The 24,712-nt window shown below is 55.7% G+C and carries 24 protein-coding genes; 14 read left to right on the top strand and 10 right to left on the bottom strand.

What is annotated here, in order from left to right; all coding sequences use genetic code 11:
* The first annotated feature begins 255 nt into the window (after positions 1 to 255).
* The 4 genes from R6V78_RS00745 to R6V78_RS00730 all read left to right on the top strand — a co-directional run bounded on the left by R6V78_RS00745 (position 256) and on the right by R6V78_RS00730 (position 3,708).
* Positions 256 to 1,662, top strand: a complete 1,407-nt coding sequence (locus tag R6V78_RS00745; protein WP_410287402.1) for an amidase — start codon at positions 256 to 258, stop codon at positions 1,660 to 1,662.
* Between the two features lie 62 nt (positions 1,663 to 1,724).
* Entirely contained in the window at positions 1,725 to 2,648 is a 924-nt protein-coding gene (locus tag R6V78_RS00740; RefSeq protein ID WP_410287401.1) for a ketopantoate reductase family protein, read from the top strand.
* A gap of 277 nt (positions 2,649 to 2,925) precedes the next feature.
* Complete coding sequence (locus R6V78_RS00735; protein WP_410287400.1) at positions 2,926 to 3,111, top strand: hypothetical protein; 186 nt, start codon at positions 2,926 to 2,928, stop codon at positions 3,109 to 3,111.
* 9 nt (positions 3,112 to 3,120) lie between these two features.
* On the top strand, positions 3,121 to 3,708 hold the full coding sequence (locus R6V78_RS00730) for a peptide-methionine (S)-S-oxide reductase MsrA (protein ID WP_410287446.1): 588 nt from the start codon (positions 3,121 to 3,123) through the stop codon (positions 3,706 to 3,708).
* Between the two features lie 168 nt (positions 3,709 to 3,876).
* Here the strand turns inward: R6V78_RS00730 and R6V78_RS00725 are convergent, their stop codons facing one another.
* On the bottom strand, positions 3,877 to 4,701 hold the full coding sequence (locus R6V78_RS00725; RefSeq protein ID WP_410287399.1) for an NYN domain-containing protein: 825 nt from the start codon (positions 4,699 to 4,701) through the stop codon (positions 3,877 to 3,879).
* 190 nt (positions 4,702 to 4,891) lie between these two features.
* Here R6V78_RS00725 and R6V78_RS00720 point away from each other — a divergent pair, with 190 nt between their 5' ends.
* A complete protein-coding gene (locus R6V78_RS00720; protein ID WP_410287398.1) occupies positions 4,892 to 5,191 on the top strand; it encodes an AF1514 family protein in 300 nt (99 codons plus the stop codon).
* An 83-nt stretch (positions 5,192 to 5,274) separates the two neighbouring features.
* Here the strand turns inward: R6V78_RS00720 and R6V78_RS00715 are convergent, their stop codons facing one another.
* From R6V78_RS00715 to R6V78_RS00695, 5 genes are read right to left on the bottom strand one after another with little or no spacing between them, the layout of a single operon-like run.
* On the bottom strand, positions 5,275 to 5,520 hold the full coding sequence (locus tag R6V78_RS00715; protein WP_410287397.1) for a hypothetical protein: 246 nt from the start codon (positions 5,518 to 5,520) through the stop codon (positions 5,275 to 5,277).
* On the bottom strand, positions 5,517 to 6,191 hold the full coding sequence (locus R6V78_RS00710) for an ABC transporter ATP-binding protein (protein WP_410287396.1): 675 nt from the start codon (positions 6,189 to 6,191) through the stop codon (positions 5,517 to 5,519). The genes R6V78_RS00715 and R6V78_RS00710 overlap by 4 nt, the downstream gene beginning before the upstream one ends.
* A gap of 4 nt (positions 6,192 to 6,195) precedes the next feature.
* Positions 6,196 to 7,371, bottom strand: coding sequence for an ABC transporter permease (locus tag R6V78_RS00705; protein ID WP_410287395.1), 1,176 nt, complete (start codon positions 7,369 to 7,371; stop codon positions 6,196 to 6,198).
* Positions 7,368 to 8,396: a hypothetical protein gene (locus R6V78_RS00700; protein WP_410287394.1), complete on the bottom strand. Its 1,029-nt coding sequence runs from the start codon at positions 8,394 to 8,396 to the stop codon at positions 7,368 to 7,370. The genes R6V78_RS00705 and R6V78_RS00700 overlap by 4 nt, the downstream gene beginning before the upstream one ends.
* Positions 8,397 to 8,398: 2 nt before the next feature.
* Positions 8,399 to 9,058, bottom strand: a complete 660-nt coding sequence (locus tag R6V78_RS00695) for a class I SAM-dependent methyltransferase (RefSeq protein ID WP_410287393.1) — start codon at positions 9,056 to 9,058, stop codon at positions 8,399 to 8,401.
* A gap of 346 nt (positions 9,059 to 9,404) precedes the next feature.
* Here R6V78_RS00695 and aceE point away from each other — a divergent pair, with 346 nt between their 5' ends.
* The 4 genes from aceE to R6V78_RS00675 all read left to right on the top strand — a co-directional run bounded on the left by aceE (position 9,405) and on the right by R6V78_RS00675 (position 15,392).
* On the top strand, positions 9,405 to 12,083 hold the full coding sequence (gene aceE, locus R6V78_RS00690; protein ID WP_410287392.1) for a pyruvate dehydrogenase (acetyl-transferring), homodimeric type: 2,679 nt from the start codon (positions 9,405 to 9,407) through the stop codon (positions 12,081 to 12,083).
* 14 nt (positions 12,084 to 12,097) lie between these two features.
* Positions 12,098 to 13,501 carry a 2-oxo acid dehydrogenase subunit E2 gene (locus tag R6V78_RS00685; RefSeq protein ID WP_410287391.1) on the top strand — a complete coding sequence of 468 codons (1,404 nt, stop codon included), beginning with the start codon at positions 12,098 to 12,100 and terminating at the stop codon, positions 13,499 to 13,501.
* A 93-nt stretch (positions 13,502 to 13,594) separates the two neighbouring features.
* Positions 13,595 to 15,022, top strand: a complete 1,428-nt coding sequence (gene lpdA, locus R6V78_RS00680) for a dihydrolipoyl dehydrogenase (protein ID WP_410287390.1) — start codon at positions 13,595 to 13,597, stop codon at positions 15,020 to 15,022.
* Between the two features lie 169 nt (positions 15,023 to 15,191).
* A complete protein-coding gene (locus R6V78_RS00675) occupies positions 15,192 to 15,392 on the top strand; it encodes a cold-shock protein (RefSeq protein ID WP_410287389.1) in 201 nt (66 codons plus the stop codon).
* Between the two features lie 127 nt (positions 15,393 to 15,519).
* Here the strand turns inward: R6V78_RS00675 and corA are convergent, their stop codons facing one another.
* Positions 15,520 to 16,584 carry a magnesium/cobalt transporter CorA gene (gene corA / locus R6V78_RS00670; RefSeq protein WP_410287388.1) on the bottom strand — a complete coding sequence of 355 codons (1,065 nt, stop codon included), beginning with the start codon at positions 16,582 to 16,584 and terminating at the stop codon, positions 15,520 to 15,522.
* Positions 16,585 to 16,855: 271 nt separating this feature from the next.
* On the opposite strand from corA, the gene R6V78_RS00665 reads away from it, so the two are divergent.
* Both R6V78_RS00665 and R6V78_RS00660 read left to right on the top strand, forming a co-directional pair.
* Complete coding sequence (locus R6V78_RS00665) at positions 16,856 to 18,313, top strand: AlkA N-terminal domain-containing protein (protein ID WP_410287387.1); 1,458 nt, start codon at positions 16,856 to 16,858, stop codon at positions 18,311 to 18,313.
* A complete protein-coding gene (locus R6V78_RS00660; protein ID WP_410287386.1) occupies positions 18,310 to 18,825 on the top strand; it encodes a methylated-DNA--[protein]-cysteine S-methyltransferase in 516 nt (171 codons plus the stop codon). The genes R6V78_RS00665 and R6V78_RS00660 overlap by 4 nt, the downstream gene beginning before the upstream one ends.
* Positions 18,826 to 18,927: 102 nt before the next feature.
* On the opposite strand, the gene R6V78_RS00655 is transcribed toward R6V78_RS00660, so the two are convergent.
* Together R6V78_RS00655 and R6V78_RS00650 are read right to left on the bottom strand one after the other, a co-directional pair.
* Positions 18,928 to 19,428, bottom strand: coding sequence for an FHA domain-containing protein (locus R6V78_RS00655; RefSeq protein WP_410287385.1), 501 nt, complete (start codon positions 19,426 to 19,428; stop codon positions 18,928 to 18,930).
* A 184-nt stretch (positions 19,429 to 19,612) separates the two neighbouring features.
* Positions 19,613 to 20,071: a PaaI family thioesterase gene (locus R6V78_RS00650; protein WP_410287384.1), complete on the bottom strand. Its 459-nt coding sequence runs from the start codon at positions 20,069 to 20,071 to the stop codon at positions 19,613 to 19,615.
* A 235-nt stretch (positions 20,072 to 20,306) separates the two neighbouring features.
* On the opposite strand from R6V78_RS00650, the gene R6V78_RS00645 reads away from it, so the two are divergent.
* The 3 genes from R6V78_RS00645 (at position 20,307) to R6V78_RS00635 (ending at position 24,319) form a co-directional block, all read left to right on the top strand.
* On the top strand, positions 20,307 to 22,667 hold the full coding sequence (locus R6V78_RS00645) for a PAS domain S-box protein (protein ID WP_410287383.1): 2,361 nt from the start codon (positions 20,307 to 20,309) through the stop codon (positions 22,665 to 22,667).
* Positions 22,668 to 22,697: 30 nt separating this feature from the next.
* Positions 22,698 to 23,576: a DUF2156 domain-containing protein gene (locus R6V78_RS00640; protein WP_410287382.1), complete on the top strand. Its 879-nt coding sequence runs from the start codon at positions 22,698 to 22,700 to the stop codon at positions 23,574 to 23,576.
* Positions 23,577 to 24,067: 491 nt separating this feature from the next.
* Positions 24,068 to 24,319, top strand: coding sequence for a hypothetical protein (locus R6V78_RS00635; RefSeq protein WP_410287381.1), 252 nt, complete (start codon positions 24,068 to 24,070; stop codon positions 24,317 to 24,319).
* A gap of 39 nt (positions 24,320 to 24,358) precedes the next feature.
* Here R6V78_RS00635 and R6V78_RS00630 read toward each other — a convergent pair.
* Positions 24,359 to 24,712, bottom strand: a 354-nt coding sequence (locus R6V78_RS00630; protein WP_410287380.1) for a tyrosine-type recombinase/integrase, incomplete at its 5' end; no start/stop codon positions are given.

Below are 24,712 nucleotides of genomic sequence, written 5' to 3'. Positions count from 1 at the left end.
AATATAGGCAAACATAATGCATCTCACTGGATTTTCAAATCAAGCAGGTAACGGCGATGATGGACAAACAGATCGACACGTTGGAAAGCGTCTTCATCACCTAATGGTGCGGGGGGCTAATTGACGGGCAAGACCGGATCCTGTATTGCATTGGGCCATGGGGTTTTGCCCCTGTTTTCTCAGTTTCATGTTTAAGCGGTTTCTTAAACGTGCGTGGTAAGTGATTTAAGCATCAATATTGCAAAAGGAGTGTTTATGGAGAGATTCAGTCACAAACCGGCCTGGGAACTGGCAGCACTCATCGCTAGCGCGGAAACTACCCCGCTGGAATTGATGCGCGAAACCCTCGATCGAATGGATAGCGTCAATCCTGTCCTTAAAGCCTTTGTATCCCTGCGGCCAGAAGCTGCTATTGCCGAAGCGAGGACGATGACCGAGGAATTGGCAGCAGGAAAAATTATCGGGCCTTTAGCTGGGCTTCCCCTGGGGGTCAAGGATCTCGAGGACACAGCCGGCATGGTGACCAGCTATGGATCCATTCCTTTCAGAGATAATTTGGTCCATGCGGATTCGATTCAGGTGGCCCGGCTCAAAGCAGCAGGGGCCATTGTGGTGGGCAAAACCAATACGCCGGAGTTCGGATTTACCGGCTTCACCAAAAACAGGCTCCACGGCACTTCCCGGAATCCGTGGAATCCGGAGCGAACCCCGGGCGGCTCCAGCGGCGGTTCGGCAGCGGCCGTTGCCGGCGGGTTGGTGCCACTGTGCACAGGCTCCGATGCCGGGGGGTCCATTCGCATCCCCGCATCCTATTCGGGTTGCTTCGGGCTCAAGCCATCCTTCGGCCGGATTCCGGTGGGGCCGTCGCCCTTTTTAAGCTACAGTTCCATGATCGTGATGGGGCCCCTGACGCGGACAGTTCGGGATGCCGCCTTGTATATGGACTGTACGGCGGGGTACCATCCGGCAGACCCCTATTCCCTGCCCGCACCGCCAAGATCCTACCTGTCCTCGATTGATGACCTTCCCGAGCGGCTGAAGATCGCCTTCAGCCCGGATCTTGGATATGCCCGGGTTCAAAAGGATGTGATGGCGTGCGTTGAGCAGGCGGTAAATGCCTTCAAGGAAATGGGCCATGCGGTAGACCTGTGGACCGGACAGCTGCCGTATACGGGTGATGTCTGGACCCCGCTGATATGCACGGATATTTATGCCCAGCTGAGCGATGTGCTGGAGAAAAACCGCGATGAGATCGGAAGAACCCTGGCAGCAGCGGTGGATCAGACCCGGGGTCTTACGGTTGCCAACCTCACCGCCATCCAGCAGTTGAGGGCGCAACTGAATCTCCACCTGGCTGAGCTTTTCGAAGCATTCGACCTTCTGCTCACCCCCACCATGCCCACCGAGGCGTTTGCCGCCGGCGGGCCGCCGCCTGATGAGATTGACGGTCAACCCATTCCCCTATTGGGGGCCGTTGCCTTTACCTATCCCTTCAACCTCTCGGGGCATCCGGCAGCATCGGTGCCGGCCGGGCTGACACAAGGCGGATTGCCGGCCGGCCTTCAGATCATTGGTCCCAGGCACCGGGACGACCGGGTCCTGCAGGCAGCCAGGGCCTATGAGAAGATCCGGCCATGGGATAATCAGTGGCCCTTAATGTAAACGCCGCCTTTCCGGCCGACGACATCGCCGCAATCACCATGGCGGTTTAAGGAGCATAGACCATGACAGTAATTCGAAAGATATCCATTGTGGGGGCCGGTGCCATGGGCGCGGCCTATGCAGCCATGTTCAGCGATGCCCTCGGATTCTCCGTATCCTTCGTGGCACGGGGTGAGCGACATGCGCGCTTGAAAAACAAAATCTTCAACGTAAACAATCGGTTGTATAAGATTGCAGTCATACACCCGGACCAGGTCGTTGAACCAGCAGACCTTGTCCTTGTGGCCTTGAAACACCACCACCTGGCCGGCGCCGTTGCCGACATCGCCGCACTGGCGGACAAGGACACGACCATCCTTTCGGTGATGAACGGCCTGGAGAGTGAGGAGACCATCGGGGCGGTCTGCGGCATGGAAAAACTGGTCTATGCCATCGCAGTTGGAATCGATGCCATACACGAAAGCGGACGGTACTCCTTTGCCAACCCCGGTAGGATTATTTTTGGACCGACAACGGATAACGGCCGCGGCCCCCGGCTGACGCGTATTCAGGAGGCATTGAACCGGGCCGGCATTGCCAATGAAATGCCGACGGACATCCGGCGGGCCATGTGGTGGAAGTTCATGATCAATGTGGGCATCAACCAGGCCTCGGCCGTGCTTCGCGCGCCGTATGGCCTCTTTCAATCGTCGCCCGACGCCCGGGCGTTGATCCGGTCGCTGATGGCGGAGGTGGTCGTCCTGGCCGAGAAAGCCGGCATCGGTCTGACCGAAGCGGACATCGATGAATGGGACATCATCATGAACTCGCTTTCGTCGACAGGCAAAACCTCCATGCTCCAGGATGTGGAAGCCGGAAGAAAAACCGAGGTGGAGATTTTTGCCGGCAAGGTGGTGTCCCTTGGGGAAGCATATCATACGCCCACACCCGTCAACGCAACCATGCTGCGGATCATCAGGGTCATCGAGCACAAATGTGGCTTTTGAGCCTATCCGCCCGCCAGACAACAAACCGCCAGACGACAAGGCAAGGCGCGCGCGGGTTTTCGGATTGCGTGCAGCCGCATCGCAGTGCAGGCCCCGGCTCGGCAATCTTTACCGAATCTTTACAGCAGGCCTGCGCGTTCGTGGTTATTGTTTGGCTGTATCGGTGTCGAACCGACGGGACTCACCCTGTTCAAGGGTAAATACGCATAGCCAGAAAGAGAGGCGCCCCGCGATGATAAAAAGATGCTGCGCAACCGGCAAAGGGTGTTTATTATTAATGGGTATGGTCTCCCTGCTGTGGGCCGGCTCCTCGGCGGTGGGCGCACAGGCAGGTCAAGGATCGACAACCAAGGAGGCGGCCATGAACCTGGCATTGAAAACCGAAACCGATTCACTGGCAATTCCGCCCATCGATGCGGCGGCGCCGGCGGTTTTCGAGACCGCGTCCTTCGGCCTGGGCTGATTCTGGGGAATCGAATCCCGGTTCGGGATGATCGAAGGCGTGATTCGCACCCGTGTGGGCTACGCCGGCGGCCGGCAGGCCAATCCGGATTACGGCCATATCGGTGATCACACGGAAACCGTGCAGGTGGATTATGATCCGCAGCGCATCACCTACAACGAACTGCTGGATATTTTCTGGCAAAGCCACAAACCCACAGGGCGGTCATGGTCCCGGCAGTACATGAACGCGGTGTTCTACCACGACGACCGTCAACGGCAGCTGGCCATGGGCTCCAAGGCGGCCGTGGAGAAAAAGATCGGCCAGCGGGTCAAAACCGAGGTGGTTCCGCTGCGCACCTTTACCATGGCCGAGGACTACCACCAGAAGTATATTATCAAACAGCATTACGAATTGAACGCTGAAATGGCGCGCATCTATCCGCTTCACCGGGATTTCGTCGATTCCACCGCCGTGGCGCGCCTCAACGGATACGCGAGCGGGCACGGCAGCAAAAATCAGTTTGAAAATGAGATCGACAGCCTGGGACTGTCGGACGCGGGCAAAAAAGCCTTGACGGATATAGTCAACCGGAAGTGGAAGTATGATCGTCCATAGACCAGCAATGAGATGAACCCCTCAACGCGCGCCAATTAAGGAAAGGGCCTTCCACCGTCCGCGCGAGAGAAAAGCCAAGCTGGTTGTAGAGGCCTGCTCAAAGGCAGGATTGCTGGCACTTCTCAATATCAATGCGTAGCAACGCACCGGTCCTTGCCCGATGACGGGTTATTCCTCGGAATGGAAGCGGCGGATGATGTAGCCGCCGGATTTTTCATCCGACTCCAGTTCCATTAGACCGCGGCTGGCGGCTTCGTCCAAAAGTCGCTTGAAGGAGCGGAACCCGTAGTACGACTCGTTGAATCCCGGGCGGCGGCGCTTGAGGGTCTGCTTGACCATGGAACCCCAGATTTTGTCTTCCGACCCGCGTTCTTCCGCCAGTGCCTCCAAGGTTTCCATGACCAGATCCAGGGCCTCCTGGGTCAGGTTTTCCGACTCCTCCTTCCTGGCCTCCGCAAGCGGCGTTTTAGTCTCTTTGGGTTGTGATTTGCGGGCTGATTTTTTAGCTTTTTTCTTGGTTCTGACCAGATCGTCGTAATAGATGAACTCATCGCAGTTGGCAATCAGCAGGTCGGAACTGGAGTTTTTTACCCCCACACCGATGACATCCTTGTTGTTTTCACGCAGTTTGCTGACCAATGGCGAAAAGTCAGAATCCCCGCTGATGATCACGAAGGTGTCCACGTGTGCTTTGGTATAACAAAGGTCCAGCGCGTCGACGACCATGCGGATGTCGGCCGAGTTCTTCCCCGACTGGCGCAGGTGGGGTATTTCGATCAATTCGAAGGCCGCTTCGTGCATGGCCGCCTTGAACTCCTTATAGCGCTCCCAGTCGCAATACGCTTTCTTGACCACGATACTGCCCTTGAGCAGCAGCCGCTCAAGCACCTTGCTGATGTCGAACTGGGAGAATCGGGCATCTCGAACCCCGAGAGCGACATTTTCGAAGTCGCAGAACACGGCCAGGTTGGCTGTATCCATTATCTTGCTCATGTTTTCCTTCCCAAAATTTGGGTCAGTCAGGGGAATGATAGAAAGCCAATTTGAGTTGGTCTATCGGCTGACCATACGCCGATTCACTGAAAAAAGAAACTCTCCTGACAACCGTACCGACTTTGTTTTACAATTGTGGAAAGCTTCTTATTTTGACAGCATCGTCTGATTTGCACAAAAGGAGGCATCAATGGCTGAACTTCGAGGCGCATCAACGGAATATACCCTTGATACGGTATCGATGCAGGTTGACAACCCTGATCTGGATCTGGCCGCAGCCAGAACCTTGGCCAAGGCAAGGGCACGCGACATGGACGGCAATGCCATGATGCTGTCCTACCACAGTGGGAAAACCGGCGAATCCTGGCCCAGCGATGCATGTGGCGGAAGCGGGCGGCCGCCCTGGATCGTCTTTGCCGAAGCCAGAGGATACAACCTTAAAATCGATATCAACAACGGCGAATACGAATTTTTCTATCTGCGGTTTTAGTGGAAGCGGCGGTGTCCGCCGTTCTGGTGTAAAGTTCCGCTGCCTTTACGGTTCTTTTGCCACCCTGTTTCTGCTAGGCGGGTCTATTTCAGTGGGTCATTGTGACATTTCAGGCAACCGGTAAATTGCGGATGCGATGTGGGCGGCCCCGTAGGCTTCAGGTCCGGATGGTGGCAAGCAAGACATTGGGCATCTTCGACCACCCCTTCGTGGATGTCCGGATAGTTGCGGATGGTAGGGCCGTGCAGACCCACATAGTGTCCATAAGCGCAGCCGACCAACACTGCCGGCACCAGGCTGTAAATTAGCGTTCGTTTGACTGTCTTCATTTTTCCTCCCTGACAACCTTTCCGTCTTTTAAACCGATAACCGGGTCCGCGCTGGCGGTGATTTCCCTGTCGTGAGTCGCCATGATAATGGTGCAGCCGTGTTCTTTTCCCAGATCCCGCATAAGCTGAACGATCCGCTGCCCGGTAACCGTATCCAGGCTGGCGGTGGGCTCATCAGCCAGCAGGAGCATCGGCCGATGGGCAATGGCCCGGGCCACGCTAACCCGTTGGGTTTCACCGCCGGACAGTTCATGGGGAAGGGCCTTTGCCGCGGATTGGAGATCGATGTCCGCCAGCAGGGCCTCGATTCTTTTGGTGCGGATCTGACCCACAATGCCGTTCAGGGTCAACGGCAAGCCAATATTTTCGGCCACCGTGAGGTATGAGAGCAGGTTTCCCCGCTGGAAGACAAACCCCAGGCGGCTGCGCTGGAACCGGCTCAGCGCGCTGGCCGCGAGCCGGTGAATCGGCATGCCAAAACAGACTATCTCCCCCCGGTCCACCGATTCGAGCCCGCCCATGCAGTTGAGCAGCGTCGACTTTCCGGAGCCGGATTTGCCGATGATTGCCGCAAAGCAGCCCCCCGATACCGACAGGGAGACGTCGGCAATGGCGTTCACCTGGCCGCGCCCGGATTGAAAGGTTTTTTTGACGTGGGATAGCTCAATCATGGAATTAAACCAGTCTCAGAATGCGGGCGGGTTTTTTCCGTGCGACCAGTGCCGCCGGCCAGACGGCCGCAACCAGGCCGAACAGCAGCGACGTAAGTGGCGGCGCCCACAGCGAAAACGCCGTCAAGCGCGGATAGATCACTCCGGAAACGGAAAAATATCGGTTGTGGGAAGTCCATGCACTGATATCGATGCCACCTGTATGCGCGACGGCAGCCACGACAATGACCCCGATACAAAGACCCGCGCCACAGGCGATCGCATTCATCAGGACCACCTTGGCCACGATGAGCGTAAACATTTCGGTGGCGGTCACCCCCATGGCCTTCAATATTCCGTATTCTCGAAGATTGCGGATAATAAAGATCACGAAGGAGCAGGCGATGCCAATGGCAACCACGAAAAAAACCAGGAGGATCACGATCGCCATGGAGATGGCCTCCAGATCGATAAGCTGTCGCAGGTCCGGCATCTGGGTCTCCCAGGATTCGAAGCGGACCGGTTCAGGGAAGCGCTGCCGGTAGGTGTCCATGATCGTGCCGGACGCAACACCGGGTTTCAGGAAAACGGCCGCCGACCAGGAACCTTTTTTTGAAGGCAACATCTCCAGTGGACTCAAGGCAATACCGCGGTCCAGCGCATCCAGGCCGGTCTGGTAAATCCCCGACACGATATAAGCAGTGGGACTGTCGGAAGGCTGCTGCGAGAAGCGCACAACATCTCCTGTCCGGACGTTGAGGGTCTGTGCCATATCACGGTTGATCAAGATCTCTCTTTGACCTGTCAGGGGATACCGCCCCTGGCTGATTTTCATTTTCAGGGTCGTGTGACGGGCTTCCTGGACAGGGTCGATCCCGCAAAGCACCAGTGGCTGGGAGGGTCCACCCCCGGATAGCACCCCCGGCAGGAAGACCCGCTTCAAGACGGCGTCGACCCCCTCGCCAATCAGATCTTGCGGTTGAAATGATTGCGGCAGGTCACGGCCTGTGACGTGCCCGGTGAACAAGGCCACGGTATTGCGCAGCATGGCGTCCTTGACGCCCACGGCCAGGGCGGAGAGGAAAATCAGCGCCGCCACTGCAGTGACCACCATGACGGACAGTGCCGCCGTGGCACGGCCGGACCGGACGAGAAATAGAAAAGCGATCCGAATCCAAATCCCGGAATCACCGGGTTTCATGATCCCGCCTGCCTGACAAGGTGAAGAACCCCGATTCTGTTTTCCAGAAAACGGATGGCGGGTGTCACCAAAAACCGGTGTTCCACCGCAAAGAGTGCGTGGAGACCGTCGTCAAGCAGCTGGTGGGATGTTCCCGATGCCTGTCCGAGGGCCTCCGGATACCGGTCGCAGCGAATAGCCGCGGCGTCGGTCCGGCTGGAAGGCTTCATCGATTTTTCAAGCCGTTCTTTTTCAACCGGGTTTGCCCCGTGGCGGATCAGAGAGACCAGGTAGTTGTGTTTCCTTGACTGGATATCGCCGGCCATGTCCACCATGTCGTCCATGATCTGGCAGCCAAGGCCGATTCGATAAAGCCCCTCCAGCAGCCGCACCCGTTTTTTTTCGGGCACTTTTTCGATGGTCAGGGGAATGTCCCAGGGGCATTGGAAAAGAATGCCGGTTTTAAAGTGATGGATCGATTGAAGGATCTCCTTCGGCTTCAAGATGGCCGTGATGCCCTTCTCTTCGGCCGCTTCCTGAATGCCGCTGCGGGTCATCGTCTTCATGGAAGCGGCCGAAGCGTTCAGAACCTGGTCCAGGGCCAGTTCATGTCTAGAGGCGGCATCCATGAGTATCTGGAAAAGCACGCGGTCGGAAACCATGATGTCCACGACCGAGCGGAAACGGTGACCCGCGGCGGGAATATCGGTGTCGAGGGTCTGTTTGTATTCGTCATCCAACAAGTTATCGCAGCCGGTGACCATTCCCCTTAAGCACTGCAGCGTGGCAGCATAAAGGATGCGGCGGTAACGGGGGATTCCCGCCCGTTGATAGGAGTAAAGAAACAGCAGAGAAAAAAAGTTCATCCGCAATGAAAATGTGGCTTGCTCAGGTGGTTTGAGGGTAACGCCGCATTGACGCAGGATCCGGTCCGCGGCCTCCCAGTATAGGGAAAGCCCGGAGTTCAGCTCCGCCATCAATTTTTGCAAGTGAGGTACCTGTTCCATCTGGGCAATGGGGTCGGACAGGTTGTCGTCGATGCCCATGTTCACGCTTCCGCTTTATGGGTGTTGAACAACGCCACGTATCCGAAATAGGTGGCCACAATCTCAGGGCGCGGGAATCCGGCGCCTTCGATAACATCGGGCAAGACCCCACGGATGTTTTCTCCAATCTGGGGCTGCATGAAGAACCAACGGGATATATGCGACACCAGGGCGCCCATCCAGGTGGAAGGGACGTGCATGTCCGCGACGACCAGCCGACCTCCCGGCTTTAATACCCGGAAGGCTTCCGCGAGGGATTTTTCCTTGAGGTCCATCTGGACATGGTGAAAAAAGAGACTCGAGACCACGGCATCGAAGCTGGCATCCTCGAAGGCAAGGCTTTCAGCCGCCATCACCTCGAATCGGCAGTTGCCCGAAGCCCGTTTTTTCCGGGCCACAGCGATCATCTTGGCCGCCGCATCGATGCCCACGCTCTCTCCTCCCGCCGCAGCGTCCAAGCGATCCCCGATCATCCGTGTGAGCACGCCGGTGCCACAGCCAAGGTCGAGAACACGATCCGAATCGCCGAGATTCAGCAGGGCAAGCAGATGCCGATCGTATTCGGCCTGTTTCCCCAGAAGCAGCAGCGGTTCAAGCGTATCATAGACAAACGCGGCATGATCCAACGTTCGACCCCGGGTGGGTGCGGATTTGAGTTCCATAATCGATCTCCGTGAGGAGTCATTATACCCTGCAATTGGAAAAGTAGTAACAACAACCGCGCAAGCAAGCAAGATAAGAGATGCATCCAAATGTTGTAGACTTGGAATTTACACGTCATGACTATTGACAGGTGTTTGGTATTGACCCAATAATAACAGACACCCCAGACGTCCGAAATCGGTCAACTGCAATACGTGTATTGATGCCGTCCTGCCGGCGGTTTCTTGCCGGATGGATGGACAACGGCCGTGTGGCCACCCTCCAGCGTGAAGATTCCCCGCCGCCAGCGAGGGGAATGCGCTCGCTATCGCGGTTCATTCACAGCCAGGGAAAGGATAGTTGCCCATGCCCGAAAAAGAAGCCGACGCCATGGCCCGAGAGATCGCCTTGGAGAACCGGGAGTGGATCGAGAGCCTGGACTATGTTTACGAAAACCAGGGCCCCCAGCGCGTATTGGCGCTTTTGCGCCTCCTGCAGGTGCGGGCCCAGCAACGCGGTGTGCAGGTTCATTTCTCCGCCAACACACCCTACATCAACACCATCCCGACCCACCGCCAGCCGGTGTTTCCCGGCAGCCGGGAAATTGAACGCCGCATCAAAAGCATCATCCGCTGGAACGCCATGGCCATGGTGGTGCGGGCCAACCGCCAGAATTCCGGCATTGGCGGGCATATCTCCACTTTCGCCTCCAGCGCCACCCTCTACGAAGTCGGATTCAACCATTTTTTCCGGGCCAAAAGTGCCGGTCACCCCGGGGACATCGTCTACTTCCAGGGTCACGCGGCTCCGGGCATCTACGCCCGGGCCTTTTTGGAGGGTCGGATCAGCGAGACACGGATGGAAAATTTCCGTCGGGAACTGGCCGAGGGCGGCGGACTGAGTTCGTACCCCCATCCGTATCTCATGCCCGAATTCTGGCAGTTCCCCACCGTATCCATGGGCCTGTCACCGATCATGGCCATCTATCAGGCCCGCTTTAACCGCTACATGGAGGACCGGGGCATCAAACCACCCGACGACCGGCGGGTGTGGGCCTTTATCGGCGATGGGGAAACCGACGAACCGGAATCCCTGGGAGCCATCACCCTGGCGGCCCGGGAACAGCTGGACAACCTGATTTTCGTCATCAACTGCAACCTTCAGCGCCTGGACGGACCGGTGCGGGGCAACGGCAAGATCATCCAGGAACTGGAAGCCGCCTTCCGCGGGGCCGGCTGGAATGCCATCAAGGTAATCTGGGGAGACGACTGGGACCCGCTTCTGGCCCAGGATGAGCATGGCCTTCTGACCAGGCGCATGGAGGAGGTGCCCGACGGCCAGTACCAGAAATACTCGGTGGCCGGCGGGGACTACATTCGCAAGGATTTCTTCGGCCGCTACCCGGAGCTTGCCAAAATGGTCGAAAATTACTCCGACGAGCAGCTCCAGAAGCTGCGTCGGGGTGGCCATGACCCCCAGAAGGTTTACGCGGCCTACCAGGCGGCGGTCGAGCACAAGGGGTCGCCCACGGTAATCCTGGCCAAAACCATAAAAGGCTACGGACTGGGGGAAGCGGGCGAAGGCCGCAATGTCACCCATCAGCAGAAAAAACTCAACGAACAGGAGTTGCGCCATTTCAGAAGCCGTTTCGGCATCCCCATCCCCGACGACCAAATCCAGGACGCACCCTTTTACCGGCCCGACGAGGAGAGTGAAGAGCTGCGTTATCTCAAGGAACGGCGTAGAAAATTGGGCGGATATCTGCCATCGCGCAGCGTGTCGGTGCCCATATTCCGGCCACCGGACAAAACCCTGTATGCCGACTTCCTGAAAGGCTCCGGAGACCGCGAGGTGGCCACCACCATGGTCATGGTAACCTTGCTGGGCAAATTGCTGGGTGACGAGAAGATCGGCCGCTACATCGTACCCATCGTTCCCGACGAAGCCCGCACCTTCGGTATGGAGAGCCTGTTCCGCAAAATCGGCATCTACTCCCACCTCGGCCAGAACTATGATCCGGTGGACAAGAGCAGCCTGCTCTATTACAATGAGGCCACTGACGGTCAGCTCTTGGAAGAGGGCATCACCGAAGCCGGGTCCATGGCGTCGTTCATCAGCGCCGGCACGGCCTACTCCACCTTGGACATCAACATGGTGCCTTTCTTCTTCTTCTACTCCATGTTCGGCTTCCAGCGCATCGGCGACCTGATCTGGGCCGCCGGCGACATCCAGGCCCGGGGCTTTTTGCTGGGGGCCACAGCCGGACGCACCACCCTGGCCGGAGAGGGGCTTCAGCACCAGGACGGCCACAGCCACATCCTGGCCCTGCCCAATCCTTCGATCCTGGCCTACGATCCGGCCTTCGCCTTCGAGATCGCCGTGATTGTGCGCGAGGGACTCCGCCGCATGCTGGAGGAGGGCGAAAACCTGGTTTATTATCTCACCATCACCAACGAATTCTACCCCATGCCCGAGATGCCGGAAGGGGTGGAGGAAGGCATTCTCAAAGGCATCTACCGGTTTCGGTCTTCCCTGCTCAAAAAGCCCAAGGCCAGGGCGCACCTGCTGGGCAGCGGCGCCATTCTCACCGAATGTCTCAAGGCCCGGGACATACTGGAATCGGACTATGGCGTCGCCGCCGATGTCTGGAGCGTGACCAGCTACAAGAATCTATACTGGGATGCACAGGAGACCGAGCGCAGCAACCGCCTCAACCCGGAAAAAAAATCCCGCCTCTCCTTTCTGGAGCAGCAGACCGCCGGCGAGTCCGGTGTGTTCGTTGCGGCCAGCGACTACCTCAAGGCCCTGCCGGAGATTATTGCCCGCCGTCTGCCCGGACCGGTGGTTGTACTGGGAACGGACGGCTACGGGCGCAGCGACACCCGCTCTGCATTGAGGGACTTTTTCGAGGTGGATTCCCGGCACATTGCCTTTGCCGCCCTGGCAGCCCTGGCCCGGGAGAAGAAAATACCCGTTGCAATGGTGAAAAAGGCCCGCAAGGCATTCAAGATCGACCCGGATCGCACAAACCCCTTGTTCGCATAGAAGCAGGAGACATTATGATACAAGAGATCAAAGTTCCGGAAATTGGTGAGAACGTGGAATCGGGTGTCGTCGTCTCCGTCCACATCGCGGCCGGAGACATGGTGGCGGTGGACGACACCGTAATGGAGCTTGAGACGGACAAAGCCCTGGTGGAAATTCCATCCCCGTTCGAAGGCCGGGTCGAGGAAGTTCTGGCCAAGGAGGGGGATCAGATCAAGGTCGGCGACGTGATCGCCCGGGTGGAGACCGAAGCCGGGGACGCAGATGCGGAATCATCGGATCGGTCGGCGCCCGCCGAAGCACGCGGCGAAGGCGCGTCCAGCGCCCCCAAAAAGCAGAAGGAGGCGGACGCCGCAAAAGGGCATGAAAAGGATGGGCAGAAGGCAGCCGATAACGGTTCCAAAGAATCGGCATCCACCGCGGAAAAGAAGGATGATCAGGCCTCTGGATTGCCGGACCGGGAAAACCGGGTTGATCAACAATCACCCCCTGATGAAAAGGATTCTGATCGACCGACCGCACCTGCAGCCCCTTCCATCCGCAGGCTGGCCAGAGAACTCGGGGTGGCTATAAACGCGGTCGGCGGAAGCGGCCCCGGCGGCCGGATCAGCGAAGCTGACGTCAAGGCTGCGGTAAGAAAACAACTCACGGCTGCTGAAGGAGCCATGGGCGACAACCAGACACCCCATCCGACCGAACTTCCCGATTTCAGCCGCTGGGGAACGGTCGAAACCGAAGCTATGCAAACCGTTCGACGCCTGACAGCCCGGAGCACGGCAGCCTCCTGGGAGGCCATTCCCCACGTCACCCAATTCGATGAGGCCGACATCACCACGATGACGGCATTCATCGAAAAAAATGGCCCAAAAGTGGAAAAAGCCGGCGCCAAACTCACCATCACGGCCATTATCACACACATATGTGCCCACGCGTTAAAGCGCTTTCGGCAGTTCAACGCCAGCATCGATGTCGCCGCCAATCGCATCGTCTTCAAACGATACGTGCATATCGGCATTGCCGTTGACACCTCCCGGGGTCTCCTGGTTCCAGTGCTGCGCGACGCAGATCAAAAAAACATCGTCGACCTGGCCAAAGCCATTGGGGACCTGGCCGAGCGCTCCCGCAGCAAAAAAATCAAACCCGATGAACTCGAGGGCGGTACGTTCACCATCTCCAACCAGGGAGGCATCGGCGGGGTGGGCTTCACCCCGATTGTAATGTGGCCCCAGGTGGCCATCCTCGGGGTGAGTCGATCCGCCGTCAAACCGGTTTATGTCCGCGGCAGCTTTGAACCGCGAACCATTCTGCCCCTTGCACTCTCCTATGACCATCGCCTTATCGATGGGGCCGATGCGGCGCGGTTCCTGCGCTGGATCGGCGAGGGTCTGGAACAGCCCCTGACCCTTTTCCTGGATTGAACGGCAGGTGTTCGAATGGTCTGCCACAATCGCCGATCGGCCGGAAAATGAATCCGCCGACATATTAAACCCTCTGAATAGAAAGTGTCCTCCATGACTGATAAGAAAACACAAGTCGCTGTCATCGGGGCAGGTCCCGGCGGCTACGCGGCTGCCTTTCTGGCGGCCGATTTGGGCATGGCCGTCACCCTCATCGATCCGGAGCAGAACCCCGGCGGTGTTTGCCTTTACCGCGGCTGCATTCCCTCCAAGGCCCTGCTGCATGTTTCCCGGCTGATCACGGAAGCCGCCGGCGCAGATGCCTGGGGCGTCTCCTTCGGTAAACCCAAAATCGACATCGGCAAGATGCGGCGTTGGAAATCGGACGTGGTCGGTGCGCTCACCAGCGGACTGGGGCGTCTGGTGACCCAGCGAAAGATCGACCACGTCAGGGCCACAGCCGAATTTCTGGACGACCGGTCAGTGACGCTGACCGACAATGAGGGAAAAAAAAGTACCCTTAAATTCGAACACGCGATTGTGGCCACCGGCTCCCGGGCTTCAAAAATACCGATGTTTCCGCCCGACTCGGACCGTATCTGGAATTCACAAAAAGCCCTTGATCTGAAAACCGTTCCCAAGACGCTGCTGGTGGTGGGCGGCGGCTATATCGGTCTTGAGCTGGGCAGTGTCTATGCAGCCATCGGATCGAAAGTGACTGTGGTGGAGAAGCTGCCTCACCTGTTGACCGGGGTGGACCGCGACCTGGTCCGTTTTCTCCACAAAGGCCTGGCGGAACGCTTCGAATCGATCCTGTTGAACACCACCCTGACGGAGGCCAAGATCCAGAAAAACGGTGTCAAGGTCACCTTCCGGGAGCAGGATGAAAAACCGCAGACCCGGGTGTTCCAGCAGATCCTCGTCGCCGTCGGCCGCCGGCCCGCCACGGATGGTCTGGGCCTGTCGAAGATCGGTGTAACCCTGAATGGAGAGGGTTTTATCCAAATCGATGCCCACTGCCGGACAACGGCCGGAGGCATCTACGCCATCGGCGACGTGGCCGGCCATCCCATGCTGGCCCACAAGGCGGCCTACGAAGCACGCATCGCCGTTGAAAACATCGCCGGAAAAGAGGTGATCGCCGATCCCGCGGCCATCCCGGCAGTGGTCTTCACCGACCCGGAGATTGCCTGGACCGGCCTCACTGAAAGCGCTGCCAAAGAAAAAGGCATCACCGTCGAAGTGACCCGGTTTCCCTGGGCGGCGTCAGGCCGCGCCGTCACCCTGGGCCGCAGTGACGGTCTCACCAAACTTATCATCGATCCGGATTCCGAACGCCTGCTGGGTGTGGGCATCGTTGGACCGGGCGCCGGGGAGTTGATCAGCGAAGCCACCCTGGCCCTGGAGATGGGGGCCAATGCCACCGATGTGGCTTTGACCATCCATCCTCATCCGACCCTGTCCGAGACATTCAAAGAGGCCGCCGACATTTTTCACGGTACAGCCACGCATTATTACCGGCCTAAACGAACCAAAAAATAAATTGACTTGCATTTATTTATATATGTGATATGGCAGACAGGTCATAAAGGATTGCCGGTGTTGGCAGTCCGGTTTCTTGCTAAGGGATCGATCCATTTGTCTTGTCAAAGTGGCGCCTGAAGTTTGAAGCAATGATTTAATTTTTTTTATTCTGTAGGAGGAAGTTAGCATGGCAAATGGTATTGTAAAATGGTTTAATGACAGCAAGGGGTTTGGTTTTATCGAGCAGGAAGACGGTCCGGATGTCTTCGTTCATCATTCGGCAATCAATTCCAGTGGGTTCAGATCTCTCAGCGAAGGGGACCGGGTCAGTTTTGAGATTGAGCAGGGTCCCAAGGGTCCTGCCGCGGCCAACGTGACCGTGGTCTAAGGCTTCGTTTTTGGCTTTGAAAAGGGCATTCCAGATTGACGGAATGCCCTTTTTTTTATCTGACCGCAATCCACCCGACCCGGCTTTGTGAATTCTCATCATCGGTGCGGCAACGCATCGCCCCGCTTCAAATCCACCGTTTGCGTCTGAAAAAAACAAGCATGCTCGAGACAACGGATAAGATGATCATCCACACAAACAGATAGCCCCAGCGCCAGGTCAGTTCAGGCATGCTGCTAAAATTCATGCCATAAATGCCGGCGACAAAGGTGATGGGGATAAAGATAGTGGCAATGATGGTCAGGACCTTCATGACCTCGTTCATACGGTTGCTGAGGATGGACAGGTAAAGATCCTGCATGCTGGACAGGATATCCCGGAAGGACTCGATGGTATCGATAGTCTGGATCGTGTGGTCGTATACATCGCGCAAAAACGGACCGACAGCCTCACCAACCATAGGGGTGCCGTCTTTTTGTAGATGGGCGATGACTTCCCGCAGGGGCCAGACCTGTTTTCTCAAGAAAATCAACTCACGACGGATGGCATGAATCGCTTCCAGCATGCCGGCATCCGGATTTTCATCAATGGTCTCTTCTAAGGTTTCCAGCCGCTGACCCACCTTTTCTAGAATCACGAAATAGTTGTCCACAATGGCGTCGATAAGCGCGTATGCCAGGTAGTCGCAGCCACCGGTGCGGATCCGTCCCTTGCCTTTGCGGATACGCTCTCGCACCGGCGTAAAAACATCGCCGACATCCTCTTGAAAGGTGAGGAGAAACGTTTTTCCCAGTATCAGGCTGACCTGCTCCGAAGAGATCCTGTTCTTTTCGGTATCATAATGAAGCATTTTCACCACGACATAAAGGTAATCGTCGAAAGCCTCTGTTTTTGGCCGCTGGGTGGTGTTTAACACGTCTTCCAGGGTCAGCGGATGAACGCCGTAATGTCTGCCGATGTGTTCCATCAGCGAGATGTCGTGAATACCGTCGATATTGAGCCAGGTGGTAGCGCTGGATTTTAGCAGCGGCAAGGCCTCTTCAACAAGCGCCAACGGCCGCTCTATGACCGTTTCTGCATCATAGTGCAACAAAGCCAAGTGGACATCATCCGTTTTTCTCTCTCCCACGTGGACCAGGGTTCCGGGGGAGCTGCCGGCTTTCTTTGATGACTTTCTGGTGAATCGGGACATTGGTGATCCTATGAACGGGTAGGGTGCATGACTCCGGTGGAGGCGTTAAAAATACGGGTCCAAACGACCCATTTTTGCGGCAGATGCTAAAAGTGTAGCGCAAATCATACGGTTTGTAAATTTAGTAGTCGTTTCTTTACTAAGCATGTCCGAAAACGACTTGTCAGCCGATAAAAACCATCTAATATGGAGCAGCGCATAAAGGCAAACCGTTTCAATGACAATGCTGGATGACCGCCATCATGGCTAAAGGCTGAATATGAATACGCTCATGGACCGTGACGTCTGCGACCGCGCCCGACTGGCCCGGGACCCGCGCTTTGACGGCCTATTTTTCATCGGTGTAAAAACCACGGGCATCTATTGCCGCCCCATCTGCCCGGCCCCGTCACCCCGGCCGGAAAACATCGTTTACTATCCCTCGGCAGCCGCAGCCGCAGCGGCCGGCCTGCGTCCATGCATGCGCTGCCGGCCCGAAACAGCACCGGGTACACCCGCCTGGAACGGTACGTCTGCCACCGTCTCCAGGGCCTTGTTTCTGATTCGCCAGGGAGCCCTTGACGACGGTTCGGTAAACGATCTGGCCGCACGACTGGGTGTCGGAACCCGGCACTTGCGCCGTCTGTTTCGGCAGCACATCGGAGCCACGCCCAAGGCCCTTGCAGACAACCACCGCCTGCTGTTTGCCAAACGGCTGATGGTGGAGACGGACATGCCCATCACCCAGGCGGCCCTTGCCGCCGGATACGGCAGCCTGCGGCGCTGTAATGCCGCCTTTCGCAGGTACGTCGGCTGCACCCCGTCTCAGCTTCGCAGAAGGCGCCCGCAGACACGTCCCCGATCCGATTCAGGGTTCCGGTGCACCCTGACGTTATCTTACCGGCCGCCATACGATTGGGACCGGATGCTGGCCTTTTTCCAGGAAAGGGCCATCCCCGGTGTCGAATGGGCGGCTGGCGGGACCTATCGGCGGACCATCCGCCTGTCGGCCACCCGCGGCACCCTGGCTGTACGTCACGCGCAAAGGGGATATGCCCTTGAACTCGATGTATGCATGACGGACAGTCGGGAGCTGCTGCCGGTCGTCGAACGCGTTCGGCGCATGTTCGACCTGGATGCCAATCCACAGGCCATTCAACAGACCCTGATCCAGGACCCCTTGCTGGCCGAACGGATCCGCAAGGCACCGGGACTGCGTCTGCCCGGATCCTGGGATCCCTTCGAAACAACCGTACGGGCAGTAGTGGGTCAGCAGATTTCAGTAAAGGGGGCCGTCACGCAACTGGGTCGCATTGCCGGTCTGGTTGGCCGGGTCCATGACGGGGACGGCGAAATCCATTTGAACCGGTTTTTTCCCAGCGCCGATGAGTTCTTGGCAGCCAATATGGCGGAGATCGGCATGCCCCGCAAAAGAAAGGAGACCCTGCGCCAGATTGCACAGTTAATCGTCAAGGGCGTGCTGCAATTGGATGGAATCGGGCAATTGTCCCAGTTTGTCGATACCCTGAAAACCATCGCAGGCATAGGTGACTGGACGGCACACTATGTGGCCATGCGCGCCCTTGGCGAGCCCGACGCCTTCCCGGCATCGGATCTGGGCATCATGAAAGCACTCCAAAAGGGAGGTGCCCGGCCGACGGTCAACCAGGTGAGGCTGCGCGCCGAGGCCTGGCGCCCTTGGCGGGCATATGCAGCTGTCTATCTGTGGCTGGTGGAGGAGGCGAAATGATTTACGACACGCTTGAAACCGATTTGGCCGGTATATTGGTCATGGCCGCAGACGCAGAGGGTTTGCGGCACCTGAATTTCTTGGATGGGAAACACCCGTTGACCGTCGAAAACACGTGGCGGCGGGACCCGGACCGTTTCACGATGGTAAAGAACCAACTGTCTGAATACTTTGCAGGAAAACGCAAAACCTTCGATGTCAATCTATTTGCGCAGGGATCCCCATTTCAGATGAAGGTGTGGTCGATACTGTTAACGATTCCCTACGGCACGGTGGTCTCCTACCAGTGGGTCGCCCGGCGAATTGGCAGCCCCGAAGCGGCACGGGCCGTGGGCACAGCCAACGGCCGCAACCCCATTGCCATCATCATCCCCTGCCACCGGGTCATCGGCAAACATGGCCATCTCACCGGTTTCGGCGGCGGACTTGAGGTCAAACGAAAGCTCATCCGACTGGAAAATCCAACGGGGTGTCCAGCAAGACCGTTGGAACAGCCTTTTAAAGATAGGTGATCGACCCACTTCCCCGAATCCATCTTTATAAGATTGCCCTTTGCACCTTCAGGATTTTCGCGGCGCTGACGGGGCGGCATCCAAGGCATCGGATTGCGCGGGTCAAGGGTTCTGATCGAATAGGATGTGAATGGCATCGGGGGATTTGAAGTCGACCTTGTACCCCGGACCAATGACGCCTTTGGCGGTCAACAGGACGTCTTTTTTTTTGACCGTGACGCCTTGGCGACCCTCCATGAGAAGATAGGTGCCATTGGAGCTTTGGTCGGAGAGATAGTATTTCCCGTTTTTGTATTCGATTATTGCGTGCGTCCGTGAAACCCGGTTATTGATCACCTGGATGTCATTGCTCTTCTGGCGCCCGATTTCCACGCGGGCATTCGTTGCGTTAACAATTACCACCACCTTACCGTATTTCAGTATCAGGGAGGACCGCGGCGCCTCTATTTTCTCCGGCGGGGGTGTTTGCAGCACGATTGCCTTGCGCCCGTAAAAACGCAGAAAATCCCCGCACTTCTGGCAGGGTATCTGAGGCCGCGGGCCTTTGATGACGGTCTCATCGATTATGTTTTTAAATCCGCACTCTTCACAATAAACGATCATAACCGACAATCCGTAAATGCTGGTCTTAGCCCCCCGCAAGGGATCAACAGGTTTTCCAAGTGTCTGCTAAACCTGCCTATTTCAACTCAAAAATCGCCAACAATCAAGTCTTTTTAACGCTTCGGGGGCTTCTCCGGCGTCAAGGCGAGGCCGCCATTGCCCTGTATGGGGTCTGGCCGAAAAATTAATCTTCAAGGAATTTGCTCAACCCCAAAGCCAATCCTTTTCCGGGCAGTGCCATCAGTGTTGAGGTGCCATGGGCCACCAGCTGCCCGTCGGCATTGGTCACCCCTGCTTCGGCGTAGCTGATTGATTGTCCGGCTCGGATGCAACGCCCGCTGGCGGTAAGTGTTCCGGCCGACACGGGCATCAGGTAATTGAGCTTCAGGTCAACATTCACCAGGCCGTCATGTTCGGGCAGTCTTAGAAAAGCGGCCCAGAAGGTGGCTGTATCAATGAGTGTCGCCAGCACACCACCGTGGACAATACCATATGGCTGAAGATGGCAGGTGTCACATTTCAAAACGACCCGCGCATGGTCGAATTCGATCGCTTTAAGCGCCATCAACATGTGCGCGGGAAAGGGACTGGTATTGACCACGTTGATTAATTGATTCACATAAGCCGGGTTGGGTCTGTCCATGTTGTTCTCCGTTTTCAATGCATGCCTCCATAAAAAATTGAATCGCCCTCAACCCGCAATCAGATAAGTAACCACTCAACGGCCTGTTCACAACACATACCACACCGATGTGATCACTAAGCCGGAGAATCGATTTGCAATGGGTGCGTTCTGTGGTAATCGCATAGTGGTTATGTATAAAACCTGGCGGACCTGATCCATTGCCATGCATATGCCTAAAGGATAGGTAACCATCATGCCTGAAAAACCAACCTATGAAGCGCTTGAAAAGCGCATAAAGCGATTAGAACAAACTGAAAAGGCCCTGATCGCGTCCGAGCAGAAATGGCGGGATATCCTGGTAAACATACCCCAAATCGGAATCGCTTTAGACCCTCAGGCAAGAATTATATTTGCCAATGACCACTTTTTGAAACTTACAGGCTGGAAAGCGAACGAGGTTATCGACCAGGATTGGTTCGACTTGTTTATCCCTGTTAATGTCAGGGAGGCGGTTCGAAACGTTTTCAGCACAGTAATGAGCCAGCAGGATACCCTTGGCTTTTCCACCTACGAAAACCAGATCGTAACAAGGTGCAGTGGTTTGCGCGATGTGGCCTGGTCCAATGTACTCACCAAAGATGCACAGGGAAACATACTGGACGTAACCTGTCTCGGGATTGACCTTACAGAACGGAATCAGTTAGAGGCGACTTTGAATGCAAGCGAGCGATTTCTCTCCACCATTTTCGATTCCATCCAAGATGGCATCAGTGTTCTTGATGCCCAGTTGAATGTCGTCCGCGTAAATCAAACCATGAGAGATTTGTACGCACACGAGCAGCCTCTGGAGGGTAAAAAATGCTATGAAGCATATCATGGCAGGTCTAAACCATGCAGTGTCTGCCCTACCATCCGGTCACTCAGTTCAGGCAAGCTTGAAATGAGTGAAGTCCCGCTTAAAGTACAAGAAAGAGAAATGGGAATATTGGAGCTGTTCGCTTTTCCCATGCTTGATGACTCCGGCAATTCAATCGGAGCCGTTGAATTCGTGCGAAACGTCACGGATCGCAAGCGGGCGGAGTCGGCCCTAAGAGAAAGCGAGGAAAGGTTTCGGGCACTTGTGGAAAAATCTCCGCTGGGAATATCTTTGATAGCCGATGATGGCGCATACAAATATATCAACCCGCAATTTACCAATATTTTTGGATATACGCTTGAAGATATCCCCACGGGAAACGCTTGGTTCAAAAAATCTTTTCCGGATAAGGCGTACCGACAAAAGGCAATTACAAAGTGGGTCGAAGATAAAAAACAAATCAACGTTGGACAAGCAAGGCCGAGAGTTTTTACTGTGACCTGTAAAGACGGAGAACAAAAGAAAATTCACTTCAGACCGGTTACCATGGAAAACCATGACCAGTTTGTAAGCTACGAGGACATCACTGAAAAATCAATGTTGGAACAGCAACTTCTGCAGGCCCAGAAATTCGAAGCAATTGGTACCTTGGCTGGTGGCATCGCCCACAATTTCAATAATATACTGATGGGAATTCAGGGCCGGACTTCACTGATGTCGTTGGAATTGATGCCTTCCCACCCCAATTTGGAGCATATCAAATCCATTGATGCGTGTATCCAAAGTGCGACAGGCCTGACAAAACAGCTTTTGGGTTTCGCTCGTGGAGGCAAATATGAGGTAAAGGCCATCAACATCAATGCGCTGGTGCTCAACAGCGCAACCATGTTCAGCCGCACCCGAAAAGAAATCAACGTTCATACTAAAATGCCGCAGGCACAATTACTTGTTGACGCTGATCGAGGTCAAATCGAGCAGGTGCTTCTGAATTTGTATATCAATGCATGGCAGGCCATGCCCGGTGGTGGAGAACTTTATTTGGAAACAAGTGCCGTTTCCCTGGACGATAATGACTGTAAACCATTCGATGCCAAGCCTGGACGTTATGCCAACGTGTCAATCACGGATACCGGAATCGGCATGGATGAGAACACATGCCGTCGAATTTTCGACCCATTTTTCACAACCAAAGAAAAGCGCCGCGGTACCGGACTGGGACTGGCTTCAGCATATGGAATCATCAAGAACCATGGTGGCATAATTACCGTCAACAGCAAAAGGAATCATGGAACGACGTTCAACATCTACTTGAAAATATCGGAAAAAGAGATTCATCCGGAGATAGCCACGGCCGAGGCAGTGGTTAAAGGGTCGGGAACCATCCTTCTGGTTGATGATGAAGAGATGATTATTAATGTCAGCCAGGCCTTATTGGAAAAATTGGGCTACCAGGTCATTGCAGCGAAAAGTGGCGAAGAAGCCACCGAAGTTGTTCTCCGGATGGGGTCCGGAATTGACTTGGTGATCCTCGACGTGATCATGCCCGGGATGGACGGCATAATAACCTTCGATCGCATCCGTGCAATACATCCGCAGATGCCGGTGTTGCTTTCCAGCGGGTATGCCGTCGATGGACAGTCTGTAGAAATTTTGCAAAGGGGTTGCAATGGTTTCATTCAAAAGCCGTTTGATATTTCAAAGCTTTCCCTGAAAATTCAAAATATTATGGAAGCGGCAACGGCTGGCAACCAAAGATAATTAGCCTACATGGATGAAAAAGGAAATGCCATGCAACTGACCTTCGAACCCATCCGCATGGAACAACAAGATGATTACCGCTTTAAACTGGCCCAGTGCCGCCAGATTGCATCGGACTACAGCTTCACCAACCTGTTCGGCTGGGGGCCGGAATACGGCCTGGAATGGGCCTGGCACGATGACCTGGTCTGGATTCGGCAAGCCATCCCCTTCCCGGCGCTGTGGGCGCCGGTGGGTGACTGGGAGGCTGTGAATTGGCCTTCCAGGATCTCAGCCGTCACCGCCCTGGCGGATCGCGTCATCCGCATACCGGAGGCGCTGCGCCACATCTGGCAAAAAACGCTGTCCGACGGGTGCCAGTTCCTGGATTCCCGCGGCCAGTGGGATTATTTGTACCGCATCGAAGACCTGGCGCAGTTGAAAGGCAACCGTTTTCACAAGAAGAAAAACCTGGTCAACCAGTTCAAGAAAAGCTATTCATTCGACTACTTGGCGTTCGGACCGGAGATGGTCAGCCAGGCGCTGGCGATGCAGGAAGACTGGTGTACCTGGCGTGACTGCGAAAGCCACGAAACCCTGGCCGCGGAAAATAACGCCATTGCCCGGATTCTCGACCAATGGCGCCACCTTACGGGTCTCACCGGCGGCGCCCTTCGCGTAGACGACATTCTGGTGGCCTACACCATTGCCGAAAGGATGCCCGACCAGACCGTGGTTATCCACTTTGAAAAAGGCAATCCCGCATTCAAGGGCAGCTATCAGGCAATCAATCAATTGTTCCTGGAGAACCTCACCCCGGGAGCCGGTCTGGTCAACCGCGAGCAGGATCTGGACAATGACGGATTGCGCAAAGCCAAACTTTCCTACCATCCGGTCGATTATGTCAAAAAATACGAGCTAAGGTTATAGGTCCCACGCTTTTTCTGAGCCCACGACATCTGGGAGGTTATGAACAGGGCCAATCGATCCCCACGGTCGAAAAGCTGAATCAACTGTTTTATGCCGTTTCGCCCAAAACCGATCTGGCGATCGGCGAGACCGACCATGTTTGAAGTGGGAGACAGCCTGACTGCCGCCGGTGGCAATCTGACTCCGTCGTCAATCTTTTCCCGTTGACAGCCGGTGGGATGTTATATCGCGTACATTCAGCACCCCAAATAAAGAAATAATAACGCAAATGTGATCAGGATATCTGAAAGTAGGGGCTTAGAGTCAAATTAGATGGCTACCCATGGTAGCCTTTGAACTAATCTCTTCACCACGGGGCTTTCCGGAAGCCATAGAGGTGTTTCTGCGCCTTTCTCAAGAGGCGTTAGTTGGAGCAGGCAAAACCCGCCACTCGATACCGACAGCTTAATGATTACAGTTAAAATACCCACTGGGAAAGGAGGTGGAAAATTATGTTAACAATCGGCAAGCAAACGAAGTTGGCTCCTGAAGAAGTCATGAGTCAGGCCTCAATCTTCTTCGGCAAAGGTGGTCAGGACTTGGAGGAAAATGAACAGCATTCATGCTTTCCATGCCGCATAACATTTGAAGGGTACGGCGGTTATGTAACGATCTACATTAATGATGAAGAAAAAAACAGGATGGTAGATGTTGAAACAAGGGAATTTGAATATCAGGCTAAACAATTTTTGATGGGGATATAGCCTCTTAAGGACCCAGCGCACTAACCCCAGTCCGCCGTCTCAAACGGCTATGCAGCTTGTACCGCATCGGAACCCTATGATGAAAATCGAGAAGGGGGGGCGTACCCCCCCACCCCCGGCAGGGTTCTTAGCTTGGGTACCCCGGCCATGACATAGGATGTCCCGGCCATAGAAGATAAACTCGCTTGGATATGTTCTTGTTTGCATCCATTTTCCCAGAGCATCCACGGCATCGGTGCTGAGATAGACCACTCGGCCCACCCGATTCTTCTGAGCCTCGATGATCTGGATCCTTTGCTCGCGCAGATTCAGATCCTCCACCTGGGTGTTCAACAGCTCGCCAATGCGCATGCCGGTCCTAAGGAGTGCCAGTATTAGGGCCCGATCGCGGAT

This window comes from Desulfosarcina sp. (genome assembly GCF_046496365.1).
Taxonomy (GTDB): Bacteria; Desulfobacterota; Desulfobacteria; order Desulfobacterales; family Desulfosarcinaceae; genus Desulfosarcina.
The sequence above is the reverse complement of the archived record's forward strand: the minus strand, read 5'-3'. Positions and strand labels throughout refer to the sequence as shown.